This window comes from Comamonas sp. wu1-DMT, assembly GCF_040187805.1.
Taxonomy (GTDB): Bacteria; Pseudomonadota; Gammaproteobacteria; order Burkholderiales; family Burkholderiaceae_C; genus Comamonas; species Comamonas thiooxydans.
Genome location: NZ_JBANEM010000002.1, coordinates 71790 through 97900, shown reverse-complemented (window position 1 = coordinate 97900; position 26111 = coordinate 71790). Strand labels below are relative to the sequence as shown.

Sequence of the window (26111 nt, the reverse complement as noted above, 5' to 3'; positions counted from 1 at the left end):
TTGTGGAAGTGACTGCTGAAACACAGGCGCAGCGCAAGCACACGGAAGTGGCCGTGGGCGTGCTGTTGCGCGAATCCGATGGGGCGCTGCTGATTTCAAGCCGCCCTGCAGGCAAGCCTTATGCGGGCTACTGGGAGTTTCCTGGCGGCAAGCTGGAGGCCGGCGAGAGCGTGGAGCAGGCTTTGCGCCGCGAGCTGATCGAAGAGCTGGGTGTGACCATTGGCCAGGCCCATGCCTGGAAGGTGACCGAGCATGACTACCCGCATGCGCTGGTGCGTCTGCACTGGTGCAAGGTGACGGAATGGACAGGCGAGTTCGAGATGCGCGAGGGCCAGCAAATGGCCTGGCAGCAGTTGCCGCTCGATGTGCACCCCGTCCTGCCCGGCGCCTATCCCGTGCTGCAATGGCTGAGCGAGGAGCGCGGCCTGGTCTTTGATCAAAGCCATTACGAGGCGCAGCAGCCTCTGGCCTGAAACGGGATGCTCTGAAATAAAGAGCGCCTTGCGCTGGTTGAATCTCGATTTTCTTGATCAATCAAGCTGAAATCAAGACATGCCAGGCGCAAGGTGCTCTTGTTTTTGCTGCCTCGCTTAGTTTTCCGTGCGTGGATCACCAAACGGCGCATCTTCGGGAGGCGTCTGAGCCGGAACGCGGAATTCTTCATTGCCCCAGGCGCCCAGGTCGATATTGCGGCAACGCTCGCTGCAGAAGGGGCGGAATTTGTTGCTGGGCAAAAAAACGCTGGGGCCGCCGCAGGTCGGGCATTTCACCATGGTGGGGGATTGCTTGTCAGTGCTCATGGCGTAGATGTATCACAGCTGGAAAACACGGGTGGCCGACCCTGAAAGCCATTGAGCCGCAATGTGCGGCTCAATCGGGACGAGAAGACTGCCGGGGACTTGCTTATGCGCAGAGCGTGAGCTCGAAAGTGGCGTCGTCATTGCAGGGCTGGGGCTTGCTGCCATGGGCCAGCTTGAGCAGGCGCACCGACACCAGCAGGCGGTTGCCGCTGATCTCCGGCACCAGATTCAGATGCGGGTCTATGCGCAGGCGCAGCAGCTGGAAGCTGCGGCCGGCCGGCATGGCCTGCTGGAACACGCCTTGCTCGGCCACCACGCGCTGGGGAATGCCGGTTTCGCGCAGCAGCTGCAGGATCAGCTCAAGCGCCTGACCCAGCGGGGTCAGCTCGCCGGCCCAGTCTTCGAGGTCGCGCTGGCGGTAGCGCGGATCGAGGTTCTGCCAGGCGTGATAGGCCGGCAGGTCAAAGCTGCAGGTGCCGCCGGGTATGCCCACACGGCTGCGTATGGACATCAGCCATTCGTTTTCGGTCAGCGCCTGGCCGGTCTTGCCGGTCTGTGCATTGATGGTGGCAAAGCAGCTCTCCACCTGGCGCGCCACCTGGTGCAGCATGTGCTGGGAAATATCGGGGTTGTCGCGCAACACGTCTAGCAGGTGCTTCTGGCGCTCCAGATCCTTGATGATGTCGGCCCGCAGATCGCTGCGCGAGGCCACGTCCATGATCTCGAAGATGGTGATCAGGGCGAAATGATGATCGACCGAATGCGCGCGGGTCAGCAGCTCGCGCAAACGGCGATACAACTGCTCAAGACGCAGATAAGTTCTCAGACGCTCGTTAAAAGGATATTCGTACAGGATCACGTTTGCTGGGCTCCTCGGGGTGCACAGGAATCAGCGGTCAACGTGCACATGCGGCGATCACACGCACAGGCCAAGCCATGGTCTGCATCATAGCCCGAACCATGCAGCGATTTGATCGGTATATGCGTGGAGAGTTCCGATTGTGACCCCGTCATCGTTATAGATGACCCAGTCGGCCGTGGCCAGACGCTGGGCACGCGTGGCCTGGGCGTCGATGATGGCCTGCACGGCCTCGCGTGTGAGAGCGCTGCGCGCCATGACGCGCTCTGTCTGCGTGCTCTCGCGGCAGTCCACGACCAGCACGCCATCCAGGCGTGTTCGCCAGTGGCCGGACTCGACCAGCAGCGGAATGTCGTGCACGATGAGCTTGCTGCCCGCAGCCACGGCCGCTTCATGCTGCTGCCGGGTCTGCTCGGCGATCAGGGGGTGGAGAATGGCTTCCAGGCGCTGGCGCGCGGACGGATCGGCGAAGACCAGCTCGCGCATGCGGGCGCGGTTGAGGGCGCCCTGTGCGTCGATCAGATCGGCACCAAAAGCCTGAGCGATGAGGGGCAGGGCCATGCCGCCGCTTGCCGTCAGGCTGCGCGAGATATGGTCGGCATCGATCAGCGTTGCGCCGCATGCCTGCAGCCTGGCTGCAACCGTGCTTTTGCCGCTGCCGATGCCGCCCGTCAGCCCCAGTCTGAATGGTGAGTGCTCAGGTGCGACTTTCATGGCTTACAGGCCTGCAAAGCTGAGCACCGCCTGCGGGCCCCAGATCAGGCTGACGAAACCGCCGCCGGCAAGAAAAGGGCCGAATGGCACATAGCCGCCTTCGCGCAGCTTGCTGTTGATCTTGAGCGCAATGCCGATGACGGCGCCCACGACCGATGCCATGAGAATGATGGGCACCAGTGCCTGCCAGCCAAACCAGGCACCGAGTGCGGCAAACAGCTTGAAGTCGCCGTAGCCCATGCCTTCCTTGCCCGTTGCCAGCTTGAAGGCCCAGAAGATCAGCCATAGCGACATATAGCCTGCGACGGCGCCCCACAGCGATTGTTGCAGAGGCACGCTGGTCCACTGCAGTGCGGAGGCGATCAGGCCGGCCCAGAGCAGGGGCAGAGTGATGGAGTCCGGCAAGAACGTGGTGTCCCAGTCTATCAGTGCAAGCGCCAGCAGCGCCGCGCTGAAGCCGCACCAGGCAAAGCCGGTGGCGGTCAGGCCGTCGCGGCCCAGGCAGAAGGCAAACAGCGCGGCGCAGACCAGTTCAACCACAGGGTAGCGCAGGCTGATGGGCGTTTTGCACTCGGCGCAGCGTCCGCGCAGAAGCAGATAGCTCAGCACGGGAATGTTCTCGTACCAGGCGATCTGATGGCCGCAATGCGGGCAGCGCGAACGAGGCTGGCTCAGCGTGATGGCGGGCTTGGCCGGCGGCAGCTCGATTCTGGCGCCCTTGTCCTTTTGTTCCTCGGCCCATTGCGCACCTTCGGCATGCCATTCCTGCTCCATCATCAGAGGCAGGCGGTGGATCACCACATTCAGAAAGCTGCCGATCAGCAAGCCCAGCACGCCGCCGGCAGCGGCATTCAACACCAGTTCGGAAATCATCAGACCACTTGACCCAGCTTGAAGATAGGCAGATACATGGACACCACGATGCCGCCGATCAAGGTGCCCAGGAAGACGATGATGATGGGCTCCATCAGGCTGGAGAGGCCCGCCACCATTTCGTCGACTTCGCTTTCATAGAAATCGGCTGCCTTGCCCAGCATATGGTCGATGGCGCCCGATTCCTCGCCGATGGCACACATCTGCAGCACCATGGAAGGGAAGATGTTGGCATTGGCCATGGCCACGGTCAGGCTGGTGCCCGTGGAGACTTCCGACTGAATCCTGTCGGTGGCGTTTTTGTAGAGGTAGTTGCCCGAGGCGCCTCCCACGGAGTCCAGCGCCTCGACCAGCGGCACGCCGGCGGCAAACATGGTGGACAGCGTACGTGTCCAGCGGGCCACGCAGGACTTCTCGATCAGCACGCCGAAGATGGGTAGCTTGAGTATGGTGCGGTCCATGAACTGCTGTACGCGCTCGTTGCGCTTCCAGGCCTGCATGAAGAAATAGATGCCGCCGCCCAGCACGCCGAAGATCAGCCACCAGTACTGGACAAAGTAATCGCTGATGCCCATCACCAGCAGCGTGGGCGCGGGCAGGTCGGCGCCAAAGGAGGTGAAGACCTCCTTGAAGGCCGGGATCACGAAGATCATGATCACGGTCACCACGACGAAGGCCACGATCATGACCGATGTGGGGTACATCAGCGCCGACTTGATCTTGGACTTGATGGCTTCCGTCTTTTCCATATAGGTGGCAAGACGGTCCAGCAGCGACTCCAGAATACCTGCGGCCTCGCCGGCCTCCACCAGATTGCAGTAGAGGCTGTTGAAGTAGAGCGGAAACTTCCGAAAGGCGGCGCTCAGCGAAGTGCCGGTTTCCACATCGGAGCGGATGTCGTTGAGCAGCTTGGTGACGTTGGGGTTGGTGTTGCCCCGGCCCACGATGTCGAAAGACTGCAGCAGCGGCACGCCGGCCTTCATCATGGTGGCCAGCTGGCGCGTGAACAGCGCAATGTCCTTGGGCTTGATCTTCTTGCCGCCGCGGGTCCTGCGCTTCTTGATCTTGGACGGAGTCACGCCCTGGCGGCGCAGCATGGCCTGGATCTGGTTTTCTCCGCCGGCACGAGTCTCGCCGCGAACGATCTTGCCGTTGCGGTCCTTGCCTTCCCACTCGAAGAGAAATTCCTTGATTCCCTTGGACGCTGCGCTTGCCATGGCGTTCCCTCACTGATACTGGTTTTATTCGTTGGTGACCGCCAGCACTTCTTCGAGTGAGGTCAGACCCAGCTTGACTTTATGCAGGCCCGAGCCGCGCAGAGAGCGTACTCCTTCGGCCTTGGCCTGTGCGGCAATCTCCAGGGCGCTGCCGTCACGCAGGATGATGCGCTGAATCTCTTCGCTGATGGGCATCACCTGATAAATACCGACACGTCCCTTGTAGCCGTTGTTGCAGGCAGGGCAGCCGACAGGCTTGTAGCTGACCCAGCTGCCGTCGAGTTCGGCTTCGTCGTAGCCGGCATCGATCAGGGCGTCGTGCGGTATGTCGGCGGGCTCCTTGCACTGCGCACACAGGCGTCGCGCCAGACGCTGGGCGGTGATCAGAATCACGCTGGAGGCAATATTGAAAGGGGCGATGCCCATATTGCGCATGCGCGTCAGCGTGGTCGGAGCGTCATTGGTGTGCAGCGTGGACAGCACCAGGTGCCCGGTCTGGGCAGCCTTGATCGAGATGTCGGCGGTTTCCAGGTCGCGGATTTCACCGACCATGATGATGTCCGGATCCTGGCGCAGAAAGGACTTGAGCGCAGCAGCAAAGGTCAGGCCGGCCTTCTCGTTCACATTCACCTGGTTGACGCCGGGCATGTTGATTTCGGAAGGGTCTTCGGCAGTGGCAATGTTCACGCCCGGCTGGTTGAGCAGGTTCAGGCAGGTGTACAGCGACACGGTCTTGCCCGAGCCCGTGGGGCCGGTGACCAGAATCATGCCGTAGGGGCGGTTGATGGCCTTGAGCAGGCGCTCTTTCTCCTCGGGCTCGTAGCCTAGGGCATCGATGCCCATCTTGGCCGAGCTCGGGTCCAGAATACGGATCACGATCTTTTCGCCAAACAGCGTGGGCAAGGTGCTGACACGAAAGTCGATGACGCGATCGGGGCCGACCTTGAGCTTCATGCGGCCGTCTTGCGGAACGCGTTTCTCCGAGATGTCCAGGCGCGAGATCACCTTGATGCGCGAAGCCAGCTTGTCCTTGATCGCGATAGGAGGAGAGGCAATCTCGCGCAGCTCGCCGTCGATACGAAAGCGCACGCGGTAATTGTGTTCGTAGGGCTCGAAGTGCAAGTCGGACGCGCGCATATTGAAGGCGTCCAGCAGCATCTTGTGCAGAAACTTGACGACCGGCGCATCCTCGACCTCGGCGCCGACGGCATTGTCTTTTTCCTCGGGGGCATCCTCGATCTTGACGTCGTCAAAGTCGAAGTCCCCTGAGCTGGAATAGGAGTCCAGGGATTCGCTGACGCTCTTGCCGGTCTGCTCGATGAGCTTTTGCAGCTTGTCGGCCTCGACAACCACCCAGTCCACCAGCAACTGAGTCGTGAATTTGATCTGTTCGGCAGCTTCCTGCTGAGTAGGGTCTGCCGTGGCGATGGTGAGCCGATTGCCGCGCTTGCTGAGTGCCAGCACGCGATAGGCGTTGCTGATTTTCGGGTCCAGCAGTTCGCGCGGAAGTTGCTGGACGTCGATGGCGTTGAGGTCCAGCAGCGGAGTGCTGAACATCATGGAAATGGTTTCGGCAATTTCCAGTGCGCTGATTTCACCAGACTGGCTGAGCTCGGTGATGAACGGGGTCTTGCCTGTGGCGGCTTTCTTGGCTGCGTTCTCGGCGGCTTGCTGCGAAACCTTTCCTGCAGAAATCAGGGCCCTGCCTAAACCTGGGATGGCAATGGGCGCAGGAGTGTTCTTTTGCAGAGTGTCGGCAGCAGCCATGTATCCAAGTCTGGGAGGGGAGTAGAGGATCTATCCTACCATTCTTGTTGTGGCAAACGGCAGGTCGCCAGGCGCGCATGCATGTGTCAATGCCGCGTCATTGAACATGGCGCAAGAAACTGCGACAAAAATGAGATTGGTCGGGGTGAGAGGATTCGAACCTCCGGCCTCTACGTCCCGAACGTAGCGCTCTACCAGGCTAAGCTACACCCCGCAGGCTTTGTTTGTCGAGCGCCGTGGTGCACCTGGCGATTCAGGTGCGGCGCTCCAAAAGCTGAGAGGCCAATTGTAGCAAACTTGCGGTGTATGCATTGCTTGGCAGCGAGGCCAGTGCATCAATGGCGCGCTGGGCTTCCGCGTGCGCGGCGGCTCGGGCAACGTCCAGGGCGCCGGTGCTGCGCACGATTTCCACCACGGCATCCAGTTGATCCGTAGAGCCTTGTTCGATGGCGTTGCGCACGATGGCGGCCTGCTCGGCGCTGCCGCGCTGCATGGCGGCGATCAGTGGCAGGGTGCATTTGCCTTCGCGCAGGTCATCGCCCAGGTTCTTGCCCATTTCCTGAGTGTTGCCGGTGTAGTCCAGCACATCGTCAATGATCTGGAATGCCGTTCCAAGTGCCTGGCCATAGGCGGCACAGGCCTGCTCCACTTCAGGCGTGGCACCGGCCAGCACGGCTGCCAGCTGTGCGCTGGCCTCGAAGAGCTGGGCGGTCTTGGAGCGGATGACGTGCAGATAGCCGGCTTCATTCAGCGAAGCATCATGGGTGTTGATGAGCTGCTGGACTTCGCCTTCTGCGATCACGTTGGTGGCGTCGGACAGGATTTGCAGCACGCGCATGCTGCCCACTTCCACCATCATCTGGAAGGAGCGGGTGTGCAGAAAGTCTCCGACCAGAACACTGGCAGGGTTGCCAAAGGTCTCGTTGGCCGTGGCCCTGCCACGACGCAGCGTGGATTCGTCCACCACATCGTCGTGCAGCAAGGTCGCGGTGTGAATCAGCTCCACCACGGCGGCCAGAATGTATTTGTTCTTGCCCTGATGTCCCAGGGCGCCGGCGATCAGCAGCAGCAGGGCCGGGCGCAGGCGCTTGCCGCCCGCGGCAATGATGTATTGGGAGATCTGTGCGATCAGGGGGACGCTGGTTGTCAGTCGCTGAGCAATGACGATATCCACTTCGCGCATGTCATCTGCGATCAAGGCAAGCGGATTGGATGTGGAAATTTCTGTAGTCAAGGTGATGAACCGCCAAGTGGACTCACGATTATAGGAAGATGCAACAGGGTTTTGCGTGGTGTCCTCAGAGCCCGTTCAAGTGAACAGAGGCTTTGCGGGCACTCTGTGGCATTGCGGTCGCTTGCAAGGAGTAAGCCTTGCCGCGCACCTGCGCCTGGCATCTCATTCCGCGCGGCCATCGGAGATCCTGAATCGCTTCCTAGGGGTATGCCAGCAGAAAAAATGCATGCGTGCTAGAATTGCCGGCTCCGTGGAAATCATTTCATGGAACTCTCAGACTTTAGAGGTTTTCAATGTACGCAGTCATAAAAACCGGCGGCAAGCAGTATCGCGTTGCAGCTGGCGAAAAGATCAAGGTAGAACAGATTGCTGCGGACGTAGGCCAGGAAATCGTGATCGACCAAGTTTTGGCCGTCGGCAACGGCGCTGAAATCAAGGTTGGTGCCCCCCTGGTGTCCGGTGCATCTGTAAAGGCAACTGTGGTTGCTCACGGCAAGCACGACAAGGTGCACATCTTCAAGATGCGCCGTCGTAAGCACTATCAAAAGCGCCAAGGCCATCGTCAGCAGTTCACCGAACTGCAAATCGTGGCAATCGCTGCTTAATTTTAGGAGCTAAGTCATGGCACAGAAAAAAGGCGGCGGCTCTACGCGTAACGGACGTGATTCCAAGCCAAAAATGCTGGGCGTGAAGGCCTTTGGTGGCGAGCTGGTGACAGCTGGTTCCATCATCGTGCGTCAGCGCGGCACCAAGTTCCACCCCGGTGAGAACGTTGGCGTGGGCAAGGATCACACCCTGTTTGCACTGGTTGACGGCCACGTGTCGTTCGGTGTGAAGGGCGCTCTGTCCAAGCAAACAGTCAACATCACGGCTGCATAAGTCGTCTGTGACTCCAACAAAGCCCCGACTTGTCGGGGCTTTGTTGTTTGAAAAGGCTCCAGGCAGCAGATTTCTGGCAGATGGGGCATGGTAATAGAGCACTCAAGTGTGGCCCGGAGCTTCTGGTGCACACTGATTTTGTAGACTGGATGCCTCATGAAGTTTGTTGACGAAGCTTTTATCGACATTGCAGCCGGTGACGGCGGCAATGGCTGCGTGTCTTTCCGGCACGAGAAATACAAGGAATTTGGCGGCCCCGACGGTGGCGACGGCGGCCGTGGCGGTCATGTGTATGCCGTGGCCGATGTGAACCTGAACACGCTGGTGGATTACCGCTATTCGCGCCGCCACGAGGCCAAGCGCGGCCAGCACGGCATGGGCTCCGACATGTTCGGTGCAGCCGGTGACGACATCACGCTGAACATGCCTGTGGGCACCATCATTAGCGATGCGGATACCGGCGAAGTGCTGTTCGAGCTGCTGGAGCCCGGCCAGGTCATCACCATCGCCAAGGGCGGTGACGGCGGTTTCGGCAATCTGCGCTTCAAGAGCGCCATCAACCGAGCGCCGCGCCAGAAGACTCCCGGCTATCCCGGCGAGCGCCGCAACCTCAAGCTGGAGCTCAAGGTGCTGGCCGATGTGGGCCTGCTGGGCATGCCCAATGCGGGCAAGTCCACTTTCATCACGGCCGTCTCCAACGCCCGTCCCAAGATTGCCGACTATCCCTTCACCACCTTGCATCCCAATCTGGGCGTGGTGCGCGTGGCTGCCGAGCAGAGCTTTGTGGTGGCCGACATCCCCGGTCTGATCGAAGGCGCTTCCGAAGGTGCGGGCCTGGGCCACCAGTTCCTGCGCCATCTGCAGCGCACGCGTCTGTTGCTGCATATCGTGGACATTGCACCGTTCGACGAGGGCGTGGACCCGGTCGAGCAGGCCAGGGCCATCGTGGCCGAGCTCAAGAAGTACGACGCCGAGCTCTACGAAAAGCCGCGCTGGCTGGTGCTCAACAAGCTGGACATGGTTCCCGAGGAAGAACGTGCTGCCAAGGTCAAGGACTTCGTCAAGCGCTTCAAGTGGAAGGGCCCGGTCTATGAGATCTCGGCGCTGACCCGCGAAGGCTGCGAGCCGCTGATTCGCAAGATCTACGAGCATGTGCACAACCAGCAACTCGCCGAGCAGGCACCCAAGGAGATTGATCCTCGCTTTGCGGGAGGTGAGGATTCTGGTCTGGATATGACCGATCCGCGTTTTGCCTCTTACGATCCGGAATAAGCTAGAGGGTATAACCCAGCAGCGCACTTGGTGCGCTGTTTTGCTTTGAATTTAATAGCTTCTTGCGCTTTGCTTATAAGCGTTAGAGGCTTAAAACACTGTAAATTCTCATGTCTTCCAATGTGCTGCGTGATGCCCGTCGCATCGTCGTCAAAGTCGGCTCCAGCCTGGTTACGAATGAAGGTCGTGGTCTGGATGAGGCCGCCATTGAAGAGTGGAGTCGCCAGCTGGCGGCATTGGTGAATGGTGAAGACGGCGTCAAGCGCGAAGTCATCATGGTCTCCAGCGGCGCCATTGCCGAAGGCATGAAGCGCCTGGGCTGGGCCACGCGTCCGACCGAGGTGCATGAGTTGCAGGCCGCTGCTGCCGTCGGCCAGATGGGCCTGGCCCAGATGTACGAGACCAAGCTGCGCGGCGAAGGCGTGCCCAGCGCCCAGGTGCTGCTGACCCATGCGGATCTGGCCGATCGCGAGCGCTATCTGAACGCCCGGACCACGCTGCTGACGCTGCTGCAACTGGGCGTGGTGCCCGTCATCAACGAGAACGACACGGTGGTGATCGACGAGATCCGCTTCGGCGACAACGACACCCTGGGCGCGCTGGTGGCCAACTTGGTCGAGGCCGATGCACTGGTCATACTGACCGATCAGCGCGGCCTCTACAGCGCCGATCCGCGCAAGAACCCCGATGCCAGGTTCATCGACGTGGCCGAAGCCGGCAACCCCGAGCTGGAAGCCATGGCCGGCGGAGCGGGCCTGTCCATTGGTACGGGCGGCATGATCACCAAGATTCTGGCGGCCAAGCGTGCGGCGGGCTCCGGTGCTTCCACCGTGATCGCCTGGGGACGTGAGAAAGACGTGCTGCTGCGTCTGACGCGTGGCGAGTCCATAGGCACGCTGCTGGTTGCCAACACGCACAAGATGCAGGCGCGCAAGCAGTGGATTGCCGACCATCTGCAGCTGCGTGGTTCGGTGACCGTGGATGCGGGTGCCGTCTCCAAGCTGCGTGACGAAGGCAAGAGCCTGCTGCCCATAGGCATGATCACCGTGGAGGGCGATTTCTCGCGCGGGGAAGTGATTGCAGTGCGTGATGAGAACGGTGCCGAGATCGCCCGTGGTCTGGCCAGCTATGCCAGCGCCGAGGCGCGGCTGCTGTGCCGCAAGAGCTCCTCGGAGATTGAATCGCTGCTGGGCTACTCCGCTGGTCCCGAAATGATGCACCGCGACAATATGGTGGTGGCCGGACACTGAGCCCAGGCCGCCGACAAAAAAGCCGTAATGCTGTGAGGCATTACGGCTTTGTTCATTGCAGAGGCTTGTGATCGGGCGGATTGTCTATGCCGGTCTGCGGGTCTGGGTCAAAGCTGGCACCGGGCGGCAGCTCTATGCCGGGGTTGATGCGAAAGCTCCCTGTGCGGGCGGGGTACATGACCTGATGGTGCTGCCCAGGATGGGCGGTGCCGCCAGTGGTCTGGCCTGCCTCCTGCTCGCGCGGCCGCATGCCGCTGCGCAGATAGCGGTTGCGCTGCTGCTCGCCGCGCGGCAAAAAGCGCGCGAGCTCGGTCAGCGCCATTTCATAGACGCCGCGTTTGAATTCGACCACCACATCCAGAGGAACCCAGTAGTCATTCCAGCGCCAGGCATCGAACTCAGGGTGGTCGGTGGCACGCAGGTTCAAGTCCCAGTCATGCCCGACCAGTTGAAGCAAAAACCATATCTGCTTCTGGCCTTTGTAATGCCCGCGCGCGTCGCGGCGGATGTACCTGTCTGGCACCTCGTAGCGCAACCAGTCCCTGGTGCGGGCAACCACGCGAACGTGATTGGGCTTCAGCCCCACTTCCTCGTGCAGCTCGCGGAACATGGCTTGCTCGGGTGTCTCACCCCGATCAATGCCACCTTGCGGAAACTGCCAGCTGTGGGTGCGAATGCGTTTTCCCCAGAACACCTGGTTTCTTTGGTTGAGCAGGATGATGCCGACGTTCGGGCGAAATCCGTCCCGGTCAAGCATAATCAAACCCCAAATTTTTGAATTGTGTTCATTATGCATGGCCCCTTGTGATCGACAAGCGGGCCATGCCTATTTCCACTGAATTGCCAGTTCCATGAAAGCCTCCCAATTTCTCATCTCCACCCTGAAAGAAGCTCCGGCCGACGCCGAAGTGGTCAGCCACAAGCTCATGATGCGGGCTGGCATGATCAAAAAGCTGGGTGCTGGCATTTACAACTACATGCCCATGGGCCTGCGCGTGATCCGCAAGGTCGAGGCCATCGTGCGCGAGGAAATGAACCGCGCCGGCGCCATCGAAACCACCATGCCCGTGGTCCAGCCTGCCGAGCTGTGGCAGGAAACCGGCCGTTTCGAGAAGATGGGCCCCGAGCTGCTGCGCATCCAGGATCGCCATGGCCGTGATTTCGTGATCCAGCCCACGTCCGAAGAGGTGGTCACCGATATCGCGCGCCAGGAGTTCAAGAGCTACAAGCAGCTGCCCAAGAACCTCTACCAGATCCAGACCAAGTTCCGCGACGAGCGCCGTCCGCGCTTCGGCCTGATGCGCGGTCGCGAGTTCATCATGAAGGACGCCTATTCCTTCGACAAGGATCGCGATGCGGCCCAGATCAGCTACCAGACCATGCGCGAAGCCTATAAGCGCATCTTCGACCGCTTCGGCCTGCAGTACCGCGCCGTGCGTGCCGATTCGGGCGCCATCGGAGGCGATCTGAGCGAGGAGTTCCAGGTCATCGCTTCCACGGGTGAGGACGCCATCGTCTACTGCCCGAACAGCGACTACGCGGCCAATATCGAGAAGGCCGAGAGCCTGGCGCCCACCCAGGCCCGTCCTGCTGCCGCCCAGGCCATGCAAAAGGTCGCCACGCCCGGCAACAGCACCTGCGAAGCCGTGGCCGAGCAGTTGGGTCTGCCTCTGGCGCAGACCGTGAAGTCGCTGGTGCTGGCCACGGACGAGCTCGACGACAAGGGGCTGATCGTCAAGTCGCAAGTGTGGCTGCTGCTGCTGCGCGGCGATCACGAGATGAACGAGATCAAGGTCGGCAAGGTCGAGGGCCTGGCGGGCTTCCGTTTCGCGACCGTGGGCGAGATCGAGGAGCACTTCGGTGCCAAGCCCGGCTATCTGGGCCCCATCGGTCTCAAGAAGCCCGTGAACATCGTGGTGGACCGCGATGTGGCCGTGATGGCCGACTGGGTCTGCGGTGCCAACGAGGAAGACTTCCACATCACCGGCGTGAACTTCGGCCGCGACTTGCCCGAGCCCGCCGTGGTGGCGGATCTGCGCAATGTGGTGGCTGGCGACCGCTCGCCCGACGGCGCGGGCGAGCTGGCGATCGAGCGCGGCATTGAAATCGGTCATGTGTTCTATCTGGGCACCAAGTACTCCAAGGCCATGGAAGCCACTTTCCTCGGCGACAACGGCAAGCCCCAGCACTTCGAGATGGGCTGCTACGGCATTGGCGTGACCCGCCTGCCCGCCGCTGCCGTGGAGCAGAACCACGACGAGCGCGGCATGATATGGCCCGATGCGATTGCACCGTTCACCGTGGTGATCTGCCCCATCGGCATGGGTCGCAGCGAGGCCGTGAAGACCGAGGCCGAGAAGCTCTACGGCGAGCTGCTGGCACTGGGCGTGGACGTGATCCTCGACGACCGCGATGAGCGCCCCGGTGCCATGCTGGCCGACTGGGAGCTGATCGGCGTGCCCCACCGCGTGGTGCTGGGCGACCGCGGCCTGAAGGAAGGCGTGGTCGAGTACCAGCAGCGCCGTGACACAGAAGCCACAAAGCTGGCGACGAATGAGGTGCTGGCTCACCTCAAGAGCCGCCTGGGCCTGTAAGCTGCTGTTTCCATGCCCGAGACCCTGCTGAGCCGACGCCACTGCCTGAGGACTGCCGCTGCGCTGGCCGCCCCGGCGGCCGGCTGGCTGTGGCCGCAGGCGGCCTGGGCCGGCGGGCAGCTCGAAGAGCCGCTGGCCGACTCCGTGCGCACGGCGCTCAGCGCGGCCGTGGCGGGCTCGGGCGCGCCGCCCGAGCTGGAGTTCGCCTCCACAGCGGCGCGCATGAGCTATCTGCGCTGGCTGGTGGCCAGCAGCGACAAGCTGGCCAAGCGCAAGCCCGATCCTCAGGCACGGCGCGAATTCCTGCAGACCGTCTGGTACGAGTCCAAGCGCGCGGGTCTCGATGTGTCCATGGTCATGGGCCTGATACAGGTGGAGAGCGGCTATCGCAAATACGCCATCTCCAGCGTGGGCGCGCGTGGCTATATGCAGATCATGCCGTTCTGGATGCGGCTGATCGGTGACGGCGATATCGGCAAGCTGTTCCACATGCAGACCAATCTGCGCTTCGGCTGCGTGATCCTGCGCCACTACATGGACCGCGAAAAAGGCGATGCCTATATGGCACTGGGCCGCTACAACGGAAGCCGGGGCCAGCCCCAGTATCCGAATGCCGTGTTCGGCGCCCAGCGGCGCTGGCTGGTGGAAGAGCCGCAGCCGGTCTGATGCCGTGGCGATATACAGAAAAAAAAGAGAGCGCCTGGCGCTCTCTTTTCATTGATTTCAGCAAGAAAAGAACCTGAAGTCCTTTGGAGATGATTGCAAGAAGCTCCTGATTCAGGAGTGGGTGCTTTTGCCAGCCTGGGACTGGGCAGCGCTGCCCTGCACCTTGGCCGCTGCGGCTGCAGAAGGTGCGGCAGATTCGGCCGCGGGCTCGGGCAGATGGGTCACCATGACCTGGTCGATGCGGTAGCTGTCCACGTCCAGCACCTCGAACTTGAAGCCGCCCCAGGTGACGGTATCGGTGCGGCGCGGCACGCGGCGCAGCATGACCATGAGAAAGCCGGCCAGCGTTTCGTACTCGTCGTCATGCGGCATATCGTCCAGATGCAGCACGCGCATCACGTCCTCGATGGGCGTGATGCCGTCGATCAGCCAGGAATGCTCGTCGCGGCGGATGATCTGCTCCTCGTCGGCCGGGCCGACCAGATCGCCCATCACCGTGCTCATCACGTCGTTGAGCGTCACCACACCCACGACCAGGCTGTATTCGTTGACGATGACGGCAAAGTCCTCGTGCACCATGCGGAACTGCTCCAGCACCTCGGCCAGCGTCAGGCGGTCGGGCACGATGAGCACCTTGCGGATCAGGCTGTCGTCGCTGAGCGACAGCGGCTGGTTGTTGAGCGCGCGCTGGAACAGGTCCTTGGCGTCCACATAGCCGATCACATGGTCGATATCGCCGTCGCAGACCGGGTAGGTGGAAAAGGGCTCCTCGGCAATGCGGGCGCGGATGATGGCGTCGCTGTCGTCGCGGTAGAAGAAGGCCACGCTGTCGCGCTGGGTCATGGCAGAGGCCACGGTGCGCGAGTCCAGCTCGAAGACATTGGCAATCACCTGTTGCTCGCGGGCGGCCAGCACGCCGGCCTTGGTGCCTGCTTCGGTCATGGCCAGGATGTCGTCGCTGGTGATGCGCTCGTCGCGCGTCGCGGGCAGGCCCAGCAGGCGAAACAAGGTGTCGGTCGCCAGGTTGTAGAACCAGATGATGGGCTTGAAGATCACCACAAACCAGCGCATGGGGGCGAGCACGCGCACCACATAGCGCTCGGGCTCGTTCATGCTGATGCGGCGCGGCAGCAGGTCGGCCAGCAGGATGAAGGCCGAGGTGACTATGAAAAACGAGAGCAGGAAGCCGAGCGTCGCCGAGAGGCTGGGCGAGAACCAGATCGAGAAGAACTCGGTCAGTGCGGGGCTGAACGCACCCTCGCCGACGATGCCGCCAAGGATGGCGACGGCATTCTGTCCCACTTGCACCACGGTGAAATATTCGCCCGGCTGCTCCTGTACGCGCAGCGCATGCTCGGCTCCTTCGTTGCCGTCGTCGGCCATCTGGCGCAGGCGCAGGCGGCGCGAGGCGGCCAGAGAAATCTCCGCCACAGAGAAAAAGGCGCTGAGCAGAATCAGCAGAACAATCACCGCAAGGCTTTGGGACACACTCATAGGCAGGGCTGCTGCGGCACCTGGCAGTGCCTGCGGCCGGTTATCAAGGAGTCTCTATTCGACCACATAAAGCCTGCGGCAGGCAGCTGTACTGGCTTCAGGGCTGAAGCGCGGCTGCCGAACGGGCCATGCGTGCCAGCGCATCGGCCTCGGTATTGCGGTGTCTGGGCACCCATTGCAGCACCAGCTCGTCAAAGTCCTGCATCTGTGCGCGGGCGGCCTCGAACAGCGGGGCGAGCCGGGCGATGGGCCGCGCCGGCTTGGCCGTGGGCGGGCCGAGCTGCTCCAGCAACACCTGGGAGTCGGTGCGCACGGTCAGGCTGCGCGTGCCGAGATCGCGTGCCAGCTTCAGGGCGGCCATCAGCGCGCGCAGCTCGGCTTCGTTGTTGCAGCCGCTGCGGTGCAGATCCTGCGACAGCGTATGGCGGCTGCCATCGGGCAGCTGCAGCAACACGCCCAGGCTCATGGGGCCGGGGTTGGGCAGGGCACTGCCATCGATATGGATGCAGCAGTGGTGAGGGGGAACAGGTTTGGGGGGCGGCATGAAAAAAGCCACCGGGGTGCCGGTGGCTTGCAGACGGGGTTGGGCTTACTTGGCAGCCAGCACTTGCTGCAGCTCGCCTGATTCGTACATCTCCATCATGATGTCCGAGCCACCGATGAATTCGCCCTTGATGTAGAGCTGGGGGATCGTGGGCCACTGGCTGTAGTCCTTGATGCCCTGGCGGATTTCCTGGTCTTCCAGCACGTTCACGGTGGCGATGGACTTGGCGTCCACGCCGCAGGCCTTGAGGATCTGGATGGCACGGCCGGAGAAGCCGCACTGGGGGAAGCTGGCGTTGCCCTTCATGAACAGCAGGATGTCGTTGTTCTTGACCAGGTCGTCGATGCGTTGTTGAGTGTTGCTCATAGTGGGCTCCGGATTTTGGAAATGGCGGTACCAGCCGCGATGTCTGCAATTATTTCACCGACCGCAAGGAATGCGATGCTGTGAGGAAATCTTGCTACGTGTTTATCTGGGGGCGAAGGTCTGGAAATCAAGCCTTGCCGGTCCGGCAGCCGCCCGTGCAGCGTGCAATGCCGGCCAGGTCGTGGCGGTGCTGGACCTGCCCGAAGCCGGCCGCCTGCATGAGCTGCGCCACGTCTTCGGCCTGATCCCAGCCATGCTCGAAGAGCAGCCAGCCGCCGTCTTTCAGGCGGGCCGGAGCCTGGTCGATGATGCTGCGTATGTCCTCCAGCCCATCGGCGCCGCTGGCCAGGGCCGACAGCGGTTCGTGGGTCAGCGCCGCCAGGTGCGGGTCGTCGGCGCGGATATAGGGCGGATTGCTGACGATCAGATCGACAGGTTCCAGCCCGTCCAGAGGCTGCAGCCAGCTGCCATGGGCGAACTGCACGGGCAGTTGGAGCCGGGCGGCGTTGCTGCGGGCCACGGCCAGGGCATCGGCGCTGGCATCCACGGCGATGACCCGGGCTGAGGGGCGCTGGCTTTGCAGGGCCAGGGCAATGGCGCCGCTGCCGGTGCCCAGGTCTACAACGCTAACCGGCTGCCCTTCGGGCATGAGCTCCAGCGCCCAATCCACCAGGGTCTCGGTATCGGGGCGCGGGTCCAGCACCCTGCTGTCCACGGCGAGATCCAGGCCGTAGAACTCCTTGCTGCCGGTCAGATAGGCCACGGGCGCGCCCTGCTGGCGCTGGGCGCAGAGCTGGGCCCAGCGGGCCTGCTGCTCGGCGCTCAGCCCATCGCCGTCATGGGTGATGAGCCAGGCGCGGGCATGCGCTGGCTGCTGCATCAAGTGCAGCAGCAGCATCTGTGCATCGACACGCGCCAGGCCTTGGCGGGCGGCTTGCTGCAGGGCTTGGGCGACGGAGAAAGTGGGGGGCGAGAATTCGGTCATGGCTTGGCCGGTGGCGATCGTCTTCAGAAATTCAGTAGCGGTATATCTCGGGGTCGCCCGCCTTGTAGAGCGTGCCGTACAGCTGGGTCGACGACTGGCCGGGCTCCAGCATGGGGCGCGAACGTATTCCCCGCAACAGATGCTCCAGCGCCTGCTGAAGATTCTCGCCCTCGAAGCTCATGCCTACAAAGGACCAGGAAAAGCAGCGTCCATCGCCTGCCATCAGCAGCTGGCCGTGGGAGTGGTGAACTTCGGCAACTGCTATCAGCCGGGTGTGCAGGCGCTGTTCCCAGGAGAGCAGGGCGTCGTCTGCATCTTCCCCGGTGAAATACGCTTCGAGCCAGTCAAACTCTATATTGCTGCTGGCGCATTCCCGGCCCTTGCCCACCTGGCCTATGTGCAAGCCCGCCAGGTTCTGCAGTGCCGCCACGGCAGGGTGGCTGGTCAGACTGGGCTGTTGGTCCAGAGCGCTTTGCACAGGCACGGGAATGGCGACCTCTCGCTGCGGGGTCCAGCCCCGGGCTTGCAGCAGCTCGATGACGACAGGTGACTCGAAATTCAGCATGGCGGATTTTCAACGCCCGGGCGCCGAGATGAAGGGGCGCGCCTGCAGGATGATGAGCTGATTGCCCTGCACGGCCCACTCGATGTCCTGATCCCGGCCGCCAAAGCGTTGCTTGATGCCGGCTCCTGCGCGGGCCAGTCGCTGCACCAGTGCGTCGCTGAGCACGGCGCGGCCGGCAGTCACGGCCACTTCGCGCACGCCGCCCCTGGTGTCCAGCTGCAGCGCCACATCGTCCTGGGAACGGTTGAGTACCTGCACGGCCTTGCTGCGGCTGGAGTAGAGGATTTGCTCAGCGACCCGCTTGCCCTCGACCACGCGGATGCCTATGCCGCGCTTGGCGGCGATATAGCTCATGTGGCGGTGCGAGGCATCGAAGGGGTCGCGGGTGATCATCACGCCAGAGGCGGAGGAGTCCACGGCTTTTTGCACAAACACCGACATCATCAGCTGCGCATCGTCGATGCCCGCTGCCTGTCTGGCTTCCCAGGCCTCGAAGTTGTAGATCGAGGCCCAGACCTTGCGCACGGCGGCGACCAGGTCCGTCTCGCTGCGCACATTGGGCACGGTGGTGTAGAGGCCTGCTCCGCTGAAGTTGGGCAGGTCCTCGGAGCTGGACGAACTGCGCACGAACACTCCCTGGCTGCCTAGCTGGCCGGACCAGCGCTGGGTCCAGGCATCGGCCACGGCCGGGCTGACGGGCCATTGCTCGATTTCGGCCTGCAGCGCGGACAGGGCCTGCCTTCGGATACCGGCATCCGTCGCGAAGCCGGGCTGCTGGCGCATGCGGGCAATGCGCTCGGCCAGGCCGTTGGAGCGCATGAAGTCGGCATAGGCGGCAAACGGAATGCAAAAGCCATCGGGCACGCTGACGTCCGCGAGGCGGGCGGACTGGATCTCGCCCAGATTGGCGGCCTTGGCACCGCAGCGGCGGCGGTCCGCGCTGCGCAGAGCGGCCAGAGGCACCAGTTCGCTGCGACGCAGATCGGGCTGCAGCAAGACCTTGCGGCCCTTGGCCGGCGGTTGCTGGGCCTGCTTTTCGGCGCTCTGTTGTTCGGCAGCCGTGGCGGCGCGCAGCGCAAAGCCGGCGGGCTGTACGTCGATATGCACCCAGCGGCCGTGGAAGTCCGCGTATTGCTCGGCCGCTTTTTGCACATAGGCATTGGGTATGCCCCAGCCACGCGCCAGCAGATTGACATGGGATAGCACCGTGGAAGGGCGCTCCGTCACCACGCCGGCCACGGGCGGCAGGCTGATGGGGACTTCACGCAACAGCACGATGTCCCTGGGCTGGAGGTCATTCACGGCTTCGGCCTGGTTCAGGATGCGCAGCCGGCCCACGGCCTGGCCCTGGTTCAGCGGCAGATAGGTCTGGGCTCCCAGCAACTGGGCCTGGGTGACCGCTGCAACACCGGCCTGCTGGGCCACGGCTTCCTGCTGCGTGGAGTTGGCCTTGAAGCGCACAGGGGCGAAGAAGCCGGTTTTCAGCGCGGCCGCCGTGGTCTGCAGCAGTTCGGGCGTGAGCTGGTCGCCTTCCCAGAACTCGTAGCTGTAGTCCTTGAGCACGGGCTGCCAGCTCAGCGTGCCGAGAATGAAGCGACGGCCCGGCTCGCGGTAATTGCGGTTGAGCTCTGGCTTGCCGCCCTGTAGCAGGCTTTTGGCGCGCAGAAAATCTTCGTGAAACGCGTAACGCGGCGTGTTGATGAAATGCAGCGACGTGCTCTTGCTTTGGCGGTCGATCACAAACAGCACATGGGGCATGGCGCTGACCGGATCGAAGATGCGGGCCACGCGATCGAAATCGGCGCGGCTGGTCAGGGCCGGCAGGCTGGCAGGAGCGTTGCGGTTGCCGCTGGCGTCGACCGGGCGCCCCGCACCCGAGTCATAGGCCGATGGCTTGCGCAAGGCCTGAGCCTGGGCGGCGGTCGATGTGAACAACAGGCCGGATAGCAGAGCAGAAACCAGAACCGGCAAAAAGCGCTGTGTCATCTTGAAATTGTTCCCATTTCTGGCGAAGCGTTCTAACGGACCCGGCTCGAGCCGGCTGAAGCCTGGCTGCTCAGGAAGCGGCCAGCTCCGCCAGCAACTCGGCCTCGCGTGCATGTTGCAGGGCCTGGATCACGTCGCCCAGATCTCCTTCCATCACGGCCAGCAGCTTGTACAGCGTGAGGTTGATACGGTGGTCGGTGAGGCGGCCCTGGGGAAAGTTGTAGGTGCGGATGCGGTCGCTGCGGTCGCCCGAGCCGATCAGGCCCTTGCGCATGGCGGCTTCCTTGGCGGCCCGCTCGCTGCGTTCCTTTTCCTGGATGCGGGCCTGCAGCACCTGCAGTGCCTTGGCCTTGTTGCTGTGCTGGCTGCGGCCGTCCTGGCATTCGGCCACGATGCCCGTGGGCAGGTGGACCACGCGCACGGCGGAGTCGGTCTTGTTGATGTGCTGGCCGCCGGCACCGCTGGCGCGAAAGGTGTCGATGCGCAGATCGGCGGGATTGAGCGTGATGGCCTCGGCCTCGTCGGGCTCGGGCATCACGGCCACGGTGCAGGCGCTGGTGTGGATGCGTCCCTGGGTTTCGGTGGCAGGCACACGCTGCACGCGGTGGCCGCCCGACTCGAAGCGCAGCGCGCCGTACACATTGTCGCCCTCGATGCGCAGCACCACTTCCTTGTAGCCGCCGATTTCGTTTTCGCTGGCGCTCATCACTTCCACCTTCCAGCCCACATTGGCGGCGTAGCGGGTGTACATGCGGGTCAGGTCGCCGGCAAACAGGGCCGATTCGTCGCCGCCCGTGCCGGCGCGGATTTCGACAAAGGCGGGGCGCGCATCGTCGGAGTCCTTGGGCAGCAGCAGGCGCTGCAGTTCGTCCTCGAGCTTGATCAGCTCGGCCTCGCCGCTGCCGATCTCTTCCTGAGCCATTTCGGCCATGTCGGGGTCGTCCAGCATTTCACGCGCGGCGGCGATGTCGGCTTCGGTCTGCAGGTAGCGGGTGTAGCGACTGGCAATGGCCGTCACATCGGCATGTTCGCGCGAGATGGTGCGGTACTGCTTCATGTCGCCCATGATGTCTTCGCGCGAGAGCAGAAAATCCAGCTCCTGCAGGCGTTGGGCATAGCGTTCGAGCTGGTTGCGCAAAAAGTCTTGCATAGGGGGTACCGAGGGCTTGGGAAAGGTGAAGGGGCTCACCTTTGTGGAGTCAGGGAAGAGGGAGGGCAGGCCACGGTCGGGCCTTGCGCTGCGCGAGGACGGCAGCGACCAAGCGGGCGAGCGTCGCTAAAGCTTGCTGGGGTTGCGGCTGGCGCGCAGGAACAGGCGGGAGACGGTGTCCGCCGTCTGGGCGCGCTCTTCGGCATCGCCCTTGTGCAGCTCGGCCATGGTGCCGTGCAGCATTTTCTGTGTGAGGCCGCGCGAGAGCGCTTCCAGCACGGTATCGATGTCTTCGCCCTTGGCCAGCAGCTTTTTGGCGCGGGCAATTTCCAGCGCACGCCATTCGTCGGCCTGGGCATTGACCTGCTGGATCAGCGAGACCGCGCCACCAACGGGATTGCGCTGGTCCATCCACTGCATAAAGCTCTGCACGCCGGTGTCTATGATGACTTCGGCCTGTTGCACGGCGGCCTGGCGCTGGGCCTGACCGGTACGCACGACGGTTGCCAGATCGTCCACGGTATAGAGGTAGACGTCGTTGAGGTCTTTGACCTCGGATTCGATATCGCGCGGCACGGCCAGGTCGACCATGAAGATGGGGCGGCGCTTGCGCTTCTTGAGAGCGGACTCCACGGCACCCAGGCCGATGATGGGCAGGGTGGATGCCGTGCAGCTGATGATGGCGTCGTACTCGTGCAGATGCTCGGGCAGGTCGGCCAGACGCATGGTGCCGGCGCCGAACTGGGCGGCGAGCTTTTCGCCGCGCTCCATGGTGCGGTTGGCGATGGTGATCTGCCTGGGGTTGCGGGCAGCGAAGTGGGTGGAGACCAGCTCGATCATCTCGCCCGCGCCCACGAACAGCACGCGAATCTTGCTGAGGTCTTCGAACAGTTGGCCGGCCAGGCGTACGGCAGCGGCAGCCATGGAGATGCTGTGCGCACCGATCTCGGTGGAGCTGCGCACTTCCTTGGCCACGGCAAAGCTGCGCTGGAACAGCTGGTTGAGCGTGGTGCCCAGGGCGCCCGCAGTCTCGGCCGCGCGCACGGCGTTCTTCATCTGGCCGAGGATCTGCGCCTCGCCCAGCACCATGGAGTCCAGTCCCGAGGCCACGCGGAAGGCGTGGCGGGCGACCGAGCCATCCTGCAGCAGATACGAGTGCTGGCGCAGCAATTCAGGCGCCACGCCGCCGCTGTTGGCCAGCCAGTGCATGGTGTGATCCATGGCGGGGGCGTCGGCAGCGCAGTAGATCTCGGTGCGGTTGCAGGTGGAGAGGATGGCGGTTTCCACGGCGCTGTGAGCCCGGCCAGCGTGGGACAGGGATGCGCGCAGGCCTTGCAGCGTCGGCGCGATCTGATCGAGCGCGAACGCAAAACGGCCCCGCATATCGAGCGGAGCCGTGTGGTGATTGATACCTAAAGCCCAGACTGCCATAACAGGGGATTATAAAATTTAGTACCGAATTGGGCACCCCCCGGGCTCAAAGCCTTGGAATCGATTGTTGCCATGGATTTTGTTGCGAGCGTTAATCATTTACTCAACTTCCTCGCCCCTGCGTTTTTTCTCGCTCTGGGCCTGGCAATCTGTGCTCGCTTTTTAAAGCAAAACAAGGCTGGAGCCCAATCCTTTATTGCGCAGGTAGCTATTAATTTCATATTGGGTGTAGCGGTTTTGCTGCTCAGTCTCTGGCTGTTTTCACGCGACGGCAAGATGCTCGCTTATGCCGCACTGGTCTGCACAAGTGCCTGCTGCCAGTGGGTGCTTTCCAGAGCCTGGCGCTGATTGGCGTACCGGCCGGAAAGCTGTTTTGCGTGAAATCTTGATCTGACTCAAGAGAGCCTGTTGTATTCGCGCCAGTGTCTGGCCAGGCCTCAGTCGCTGACGGCCCTGGGCTCGGCCTGCTCCAGTATCCAGCTGCGAAACTGCTTCAAGGCCTCCGTGGGAGGTCGGTTGCCTTGCTGGCACAGAAAGTAGCCGCGCTCGATATGCACCGGCGCATCCAGCGCCAGAGCCACACGGCCCGATGCGAGATCCTCTTCCACCAGGCAGCGCTGTACCATGGCCACACCCATGCCGGCTGCCACGGCCTGCACCAGCAGGGCCACGGTCTCGAAGTCCGCAACCGGGGCGGGGCAGGACTGGCTCATGCCCCGGGCCTGCATCCAACTGGCCCAGTTGCCAGGGTAGTTGGTGTGAAACAGCAGCGGGCGGTTCAGCAGATCCTGCTCGCTGCGGATGGGGTTCGGTCCCTGCAGTTCGCGCGGGTGGCATATGGGAATGAGGTCGCGGCCGATCACATACTCGGCCTCCACGCCTGCCGGCCAGTGCTGGCTGCCGACGCGAATCCAAGCATCGATCTCCGGCGCATTGAGCGGATCGTCGCGCCGGTAGGGCGCGAAGGAAAGCATGATTTGCGGATAACGGCGGTTGAAGTCGGGCAGGCGCGGAATCAGCCAGTGGCTGAACAGCGTGGGAATGACCGACAGGCGCAGCTGCGGCCCGTGGCGGCGCCTGCGGGCGGCGGCCGACGCGGCCTCTATCGCCATCACGGCAGGCTCTATCGCCTGCAGATAGTCCTGTCCTGCCGCGGTGAGCGCGTTGCGTCTGCCCAGGCGCTCGAACAGGGCAAAACCCAGATGTTCCTCAAGCCTGGCAATGGCCCGGCTGATGCCGCCCTGCGTCACATACAGCTCCTGCGCAGCGAGCGAGTAACTGCCCAGGCGGGCGGCCGCGGCAAAGGCGTGAAGTTCGGAGAGGGACGGAGAGTGCATGCGCATGACGGTTTGGATTATGACGGCTGGTAATACTTGCGTGCCGTCTTGTCGCTTTTCGCCATGCGGCCTGGGGCACAGAATGAAACAAAGGTCGGAGCGTCCGGTGAAACGCTCTGAACCGGCCCATAACCAGTCTTTCAAGAGATCCAAGGAGATGCCGCATGGCCATTCGTCGTACCGTTCTGTCGTCCATTGCCGCCTGCGCAGCGGCAGCCGCGCTGTCCCCTGCGTTCGCTGCCAATGCCGCAGCGGACTACCCCAATCGCCCTATCCGCCTGATCGTGCCCTTTGGAGCCGGTGGCTCCACCGACATGGTGGCGCGCCTGCTGGCCGACAAGATGGGCCAGATACTGGGCAAGGCCGTGGTGGTGGACAACCGTGGCGGAGCCGGCGGCTCCATCGGCGCTTCGGAAATTGCCAAGGCCGCTCCCGACGGGTACACCATCGGCATGGCCACGGTGTCCACCCATGGCTCCAACCCTGCCATCTTCCGCAAGCTGCCCTATGACGCGATCAAGGACTTTGCTCCCATCACCAATGTGATGAGCGTGCCCAGCGTGTTTGTAGTGAACGCCAGCGTGCCTGCCAAGACCATGAAGGAATTCATCGCGCTGGCCAAGGCCAACCCCGACAAGTACACCTTTGCCTCACCGGGCACGGGTTCGCTGGGACATGCCAATATCGAGAACTTCATGAACCTGGCCGGTATCCAGCTGCTGCACATTCCTTACAAGGGAGCGGGCCAGGCGATCACCGATGCACTGGGCGGACAGGTCAATGCCATGACGGACAACCTGCCTTCGACCCTGCCTCATATCAAGGCCGGCCAGCTGCGTCCCCTGGCCGTGCTGGCCCTCAAGCGCAGCGATGTGCTGCCCGATGTGCCCACCTATACCGAGCTGGGCTACCCCCAGATGGGTGACGGCGGCTGGTTCGGCCTGGTGGCGCCTGCGGGCACACCCAAGCCCATCATCGACAAGCTCAATGCTGCGGCACACAAGGTCATGGCTTCGCCCGACTATCTGGAAAAGCAGAAGTCCATCTCCGGCGAGTCCATGGGCAACACGCCCGAGCAGTTTGCCAAGCAGATCAAGACTGCGATCGAGCGCTACACGGCCGTGGCCAAGCGCGCCAATATCAAGCTGGACTGATGAAGGCTTCAATGTCTGTGCCTGATTTTCTGCAAGCCAGACCGGCCGAGCCGGTGCTGGTGCACCCGGCCCGGGGCGAGGTTCTGCCCATAGTCTGCGACTCGCCGCACAGCGGCACGGCCTATCCCGAGGATTTCGGTGCCGTCGTGCCCATGAGCCTGCTGCGCCGTGGCGAGGACACGCATGTGGCAGCGCTCTGGGACCGCTGGCCCGAGTTCGGCGCCACATTGCTGGAAGCGACTTTCCCGCGCACCTATGTCGATCCGAACCGCAACGAGTCCGACCTGGACCCCGCGCAGATCGAGGGCGAATGGCCGGTGCCGCTGTCGCCCAGCATCAAGACCCAGCAGGGGCTGGGCCTGATCTGGCAGCGCATCAGCAAGGCCGGCGTGGCCACGCCCCTGTATGAGCGCAAGCGCACCGTGGCCGAGGTCCAGCACCGTATCGAGCGCTACTGGCGCCCCTATCACGCGGCGCTGGCGCAGGCCATCGACGACAGCGTGGCGCGCTTCGGAGCCGTGTGGCACCTGAACCTGCACTCCATGCCCAACGATGTGTACCAGCGACTGGGGCGCAGCGATGCGCCGCCGCTGGCCGACTTCGTGCTGGGCGACCGCGACGGCACGACCTGCGCGCCCGAGTTCATCCATCTGGTGGGCGATACGCTCAAGGGCTTTGGCTACAGCGTGGCCTACAACGAGCCCTACAAGGGCGTGGAGTTGATCGGGCGCATAGGCCAGCCGCAGCTCAATCGCCACTCCATGCAGATCGAGATCCGTCGCCCCGTCTATATGGATGAGGACACGCGCGAACCGAATGCCGGCTTCGAGCCGCTGCGCAGGCATTTTGCCGGGCTCATGCAGGTGCTGGCGGACTATGTGCGCCAGCAGATGATCAGAGGCTGAAACCCGTCCATCGCTCCAGGCCCGGCGTTGCCGGGCTTTTTCATGTCACGGTCAAATGTCAAAAAAAAC

The 26111-nt window shown here is 62.8% G+C and carries 27 protein-coding genes and 1 tRNA gene; 10 read left to right on the top strand and 18 right to left on the bottom strand.

The window, feature by feature from the left end:
- Positions 1 to 2 precede the first annotated feature (2 nt).
- Positions 3 to 473 (top strand): NUDIX domain-containing protein, encoded by a 471-nt coding sequence (locus tag V8Z78_RS04540; protein ID WP_052052682.1) that lies wholly within the window; start codon positions 3 to 5, stop codon positions 471 to 473.
- 117 nt (positions 474 to 590) lie between these two features.
- Here V8Z78_RS04540 and V8Z78_RS04535 read toward each other — a convergent pair whose 3' ends face one another.
- The 8 genes from V8Z78_RS04535 to V8Z78_RS04500 all read right to left on the bottom strand — a co-directional run bounded on the left by V8Z78_RS04535 (position 591) and on the right by V8Z78_RS04500 (position 7413).
- Complete coding sequence (locus tag V8Z78_RS04535) at positions 591 to 800, bottom strand: DNA gyrase inhibitor YacG (RefSeq protein ID WP_034357520.1); 210 nt, start codon at positions 798 to 800, stop codon at positions 591 to 593.
- A 103-nt stretch (positions 801 to 903) separates the two neighbouring features.
- The gene (zapD, locus tag V8Z78_RS04530) at positions 904 to 1659 is read right to left on the bottom strand and encodes a cell division protein ZapD (RefSeq protein WP_039049612.1); all 756 of its coding nucleotides are present in this window, start codon (positions 1657 to 1659) and stop codon (positions 904 to 906) included.
- A gap of 87 nt (positions 1660 to 1746) precedes the next feature.
- Complete coding sequence (gene coaE, locus V8Z78_RS04525) at positions 1747 to 2373, bottom strand: dephospho-CoA kinase (RefSeq protein ID WP_314351658.1); 627 nt, start codon at positions 2371 to 2373, stop codon at positions 1747 to 1749.
- Between the two features lie 3 nt (positions 2374 to 2376).
- On the bottom strand, positions 2377 to 3246 hold the full coding sequence (locus tag V8Z78_RS04520) for a prepilin peptidase (protein WP_314351657.1): 870 nt from the start codon (positions 3244 to 3246) through the stop codon (positions 2377 to 2379).
- Complete coding sequence (locus V8Z78_RS04515; RefSeq protein ID WP_003062193.1) at positions 3246 to 4463, bottom strand: type II secretion system F family protein; 1218 nt, start codon at positions 4461 to 4463, stop codon at positions 3246 to 3248. The genes V8Z78_RS04520 and V8Z78_RS04515 overlap by 1 nt, the downstream gene beginning before the upstream one ends.
- A 24-nt stretch (positions 4464 to 4487) precedes the next feature.
- Positions 4488 to 6230 (bottom strand): type IV-A pilus assembly ATPase PilB, encoded by a 1743-nt coding sequence (gene pilB, locus V8Z78_RS04510; protein ID WP_046461087.1) that lies wholly within the window; start codon positions 6228 to 6230, stop codon positions 4488 to 4490.
- A 137-nt stretch (positions 6231 to 6367) separates the two neighbouring features.
- Positions 6368 to 6444 (bottom strand) — tRNA-Pro (locus V8Z78_RS04505).
- 39 nt (positions 6445 to 6483) lie between these two features.
- On the bottom strand, positions 6484 to 7413 hold the full coding sequence (locus tag V8Z78_RS04500) for a polyprenyl synthetase family protein (protein WP_003062198.1): 930 nt from the start codon (positions 7411 to 7413) through the stop codon (positions 6484 to 6486).
- A gap of 344 nt (positions 7414 to 7757) precedes the next feature.
- On the opposite strand from V8Z78_RS04500, the gene rplU reads away from it, so the two are divergent.
- The 4 genes from rplU (at position 7758) to proB (ending at position 10865) form a co-directional block, all read left to right on the top strand.
- The gene (gene rplU, locus V8Z78_RS04495; RefSeq protein ID WP_003058536.1) at positions 7758 to 8069 is read left to right on the top strand and encodes a 50S ribosomal protein L21; all 312 of its coding nucleotides are present in this window, start codon (positions 7758 to 7760) and stop codon (positions 8067 to 8069) included.
- Between the two features lie 16 nt (positions 8070 to 8085).
- A complete protein-coding gene (rpmA, locus tag V8Z78_RS04490) occupies positions 8086 to 8343 on the top strand; it encodes a 50S ribosomal protein L27 (RefSeq protein ID WP_003058534.1) in 258 nt (85 codons plus the stop codon).
- A 156-nt stretch (positions 8344 to 8499) separates the two neighbouring features.
- Complete coding sequence (gene cgtA / locus V8Z78_RS04485) at positions 8500 to 9615, top strand: Obg family GTPase CgtA (protein ID WP_003062200.1); 1116 nt, start codon at positions 8500 to 8502, stop codon at positions 9613 to 9615.
- A gap of 110 nt (positions 9616 to 9725) precedes the next feature.
- Positions 9726 to 10865, top strand: coding sequence for a glutamate 5-kinase (gene proB / locus V8Z78_RS04480; protein ID WP_034381631.1), 1140 nt, complete (start codon positions 9726 to 9728; stop codon positions 10863 to 10865).
- A 52-nt stretch (positions 10866 to 10917) separates the two neighbouring features.
- On the opposite strand, the gene V8Z78_RS04475 is transcribed toward proB, so the two are convergent.
- A complete protein-coding gene (locus V8Z78_RS04475) occupies positions 10918 to 11622 on the bottom strand; it encodes an RNA pyrophosphohydrolase (RefSeq protein ID WP_349730998.1) in 705 nt (234 codons plus the stop codon).
- Between the two features lie 94 nt (positions 11623 to 11716).
- Between V8Z78_RS04475 and V8Z78_RS04470 the strand changes: the two genes are divergently transcribed.
- Both V8Z78_RS04470 and V8Z78_RS04465 read left to right on the top strand, forming a co-directional pair.
- Entirely contained in the window at positions 11717 to 13459 is a 1743-nt protein-coding gene (locus V8Z78_RS04470) for a proline--tRNA ligase (protein ID WP_057091559.1), read from the top strand.
- 12 nt (positions 13460 to 13471) lie between these two features.
- Positions 13472 to 14125 carry a lytic transglycosylase domain-containing protein gene (locus tag V8Z78_RS04465; protein ID WP_046461088.1) on the top strand — a complete coding sequence of 218 codons (654 nt, stop codon included), beginning with the start codon at positions 13472 to 13474 and terminating at the stop codon, positions 14123 to 14125.
- 111 nt (positions 14126 to 14236) lie between these two features.
- On the opposite strand, the gene paeA is transcribed toward V8Z78_RS04465, so the two are convergent.
- The 8 genes from paeA to hemA all read right to left on the bottom strand — a co-directional run bounded on the left by paeA (position 14237) and on the right by hemA (position 22646).
- Positions 14237 to 15619 carry a polyamine export protein PaeA gene (paeA, locus tag V8Z78_RS04460; RefSeq protein ID WP_046461089.1) on the bottom strand — a complete coding sequence of 461 codons (1383 nt, stop codon included), beginning with the start codon at positions 15617 to 15619 and terminating at the stop codon, positions 14237 to 14239.
- Positions 15620 to 15716: 97 nt separating this feature from the next.
- Positions 15717 to 16175 carry a ribonuclease HI family protein gene (locus V8Z78_RS04455; protein WP_052951066.1) on the bottom strand — a complete coding sequence of 153 codons (459 nt, stop codon included), beginning with the start codon at positions 16173 to 16175 and terminating at the stop codon, positions 15717 to 15719.
- A gap of 33 nt (positions 16176 to 16208) precedes the next feature.
- Positions 16209 to 16529: a Grx4 family monothiol glutaredoxin gene (grxD, locus tag V8Z78_RS04450; protein WP_003058519.1), complete on the bottom strand. Its 321-nt coding sequence runs from the start codon at positions 16527 to 16529 to the stop codon at positions 16209 to 16211.
- Between the two features lie 127 nt (positions 16530 to 16656).
- Positions 16657 to 17514, bottom strand: a complete 858-nt coding sequence (gene prmC, locus V8Z78_RS04445) for a peptide chain release factor N(5)-glutamine methyltransferase (RefSeq protein WP_349730997.1) — start codon at positions 17512 to 17514, stop codon at positions 16657 to 16659.
- A 31-nt stretch (positions 17515 to 17545) separates the two neighbouring features.
- Positions 17546 to 18079, bottom strand: coding sequence for an SUKH-3 domain-containing protein (locus V8Z78_RS04440; protein ID WP_349730996.1), 534 nt, complete (start codon positions 18077 to 18079; stop codon positions 17546 to 17548).
- A 9-nt stretch (positions 18080 to 18088) separates the two neighbouring features.
- Complete coding sequence (locus tag V8Z78_RS04435) at positions 18089 to 20065, bottom strand: PEP/pyruvate-binding domain-containing protein (protein WP_349730995.1); 1977 nt, start codon at positions 20063 to 20065, stop codon at positions 18089 to 18091.
- A gap of 70 nt (positions 20066 to 20135) precedes the next feature.
- Positions 20136 to 21215 carry a peptide chain release factor 1 gene (gene prfA, locus V8Z78_RS04430; protein WP_349730994.1) on the bottom strand — a complete coding sequence of 360 codons (1080 nt, stop codon included), beginning with the start codon at positions 21213 to 21215 and terminating at the stop codon, positions 20136 to 20138.
- A 126-nt stretch (positions 21216 to 21341) separates the two neighbouring features.
- Positions 21342 to 22646, bottom strand: coding sequence for a glutamyl-tRNA reductase (hemA, locus tag V8Z78_RS04425; RefSeq protein ID WP_012837115.1), 1305 nt, complete (start codon positions 22644 to 22646; stop codon positions 21342 to 21344).
- 72 nt (positions 22647 to 22718) lie between these two features.
- On the opposite strand from hemA, the gene V8Z78_RS04420 reads away from it, so the two are divergent.
- Entirely contained in the window at positions 22719 to 22994 is a 276-nt protein-coding gene (locus tag V8Z78_RS04420) for a hypothetical protein (protein WP_003065972.1), read from the top strand.
- Between the two features lie 89 nt (positions 22995 to 23083).
- On the opposite strand, the gene V8Z78_RS04415 is transcribed toward V8Z78_RS04420, so the two are convergent.
- The gene (locus V8Z78_RS04415) at positions 23084 to 23989 is read right to left on the bottom strand and encodes a LysR substrate-binding domain-containing protein (RefSeq protein WP_314352983.1); all 906 of its coding nucleotides are present in this window, start codon (positions 23987 to 23989) and stop codon (positions 23084 to 23086) included.
- 158 nt (positions 23990 to 24147) lie between these two features.
- Between V8Z78_RS04415 and V8Z78_RS04410 the strand changes: the two genes are divergently transcribed.
- On the top strand, positions 24148 to 25137 hold the full coding sequence (locus V8Z78_RS04410; protein WP_003058506.1) for a tripartite tricarboxylate transporter substrate binding protein BugE: 990 nt from the start codon (positions 24148 to 24150) through the stop codon (positions 25135 to 25137).
- 11 nt (positions 25138 to 25148) lie between these two features.
- Positions 25149 to 26042 (top strand): N-formylglutamate amidohydrolase, encoded by an 894-nt coding sequence (locus V8Z78_RS04405; protein WP_179625553.1) that lies wholly within the window; start codon positions 25149 to 25151, stop codon positions 26040 to 26042.
- Positions 26043 to 26111 lie beyond the last annotated feature (69 nt).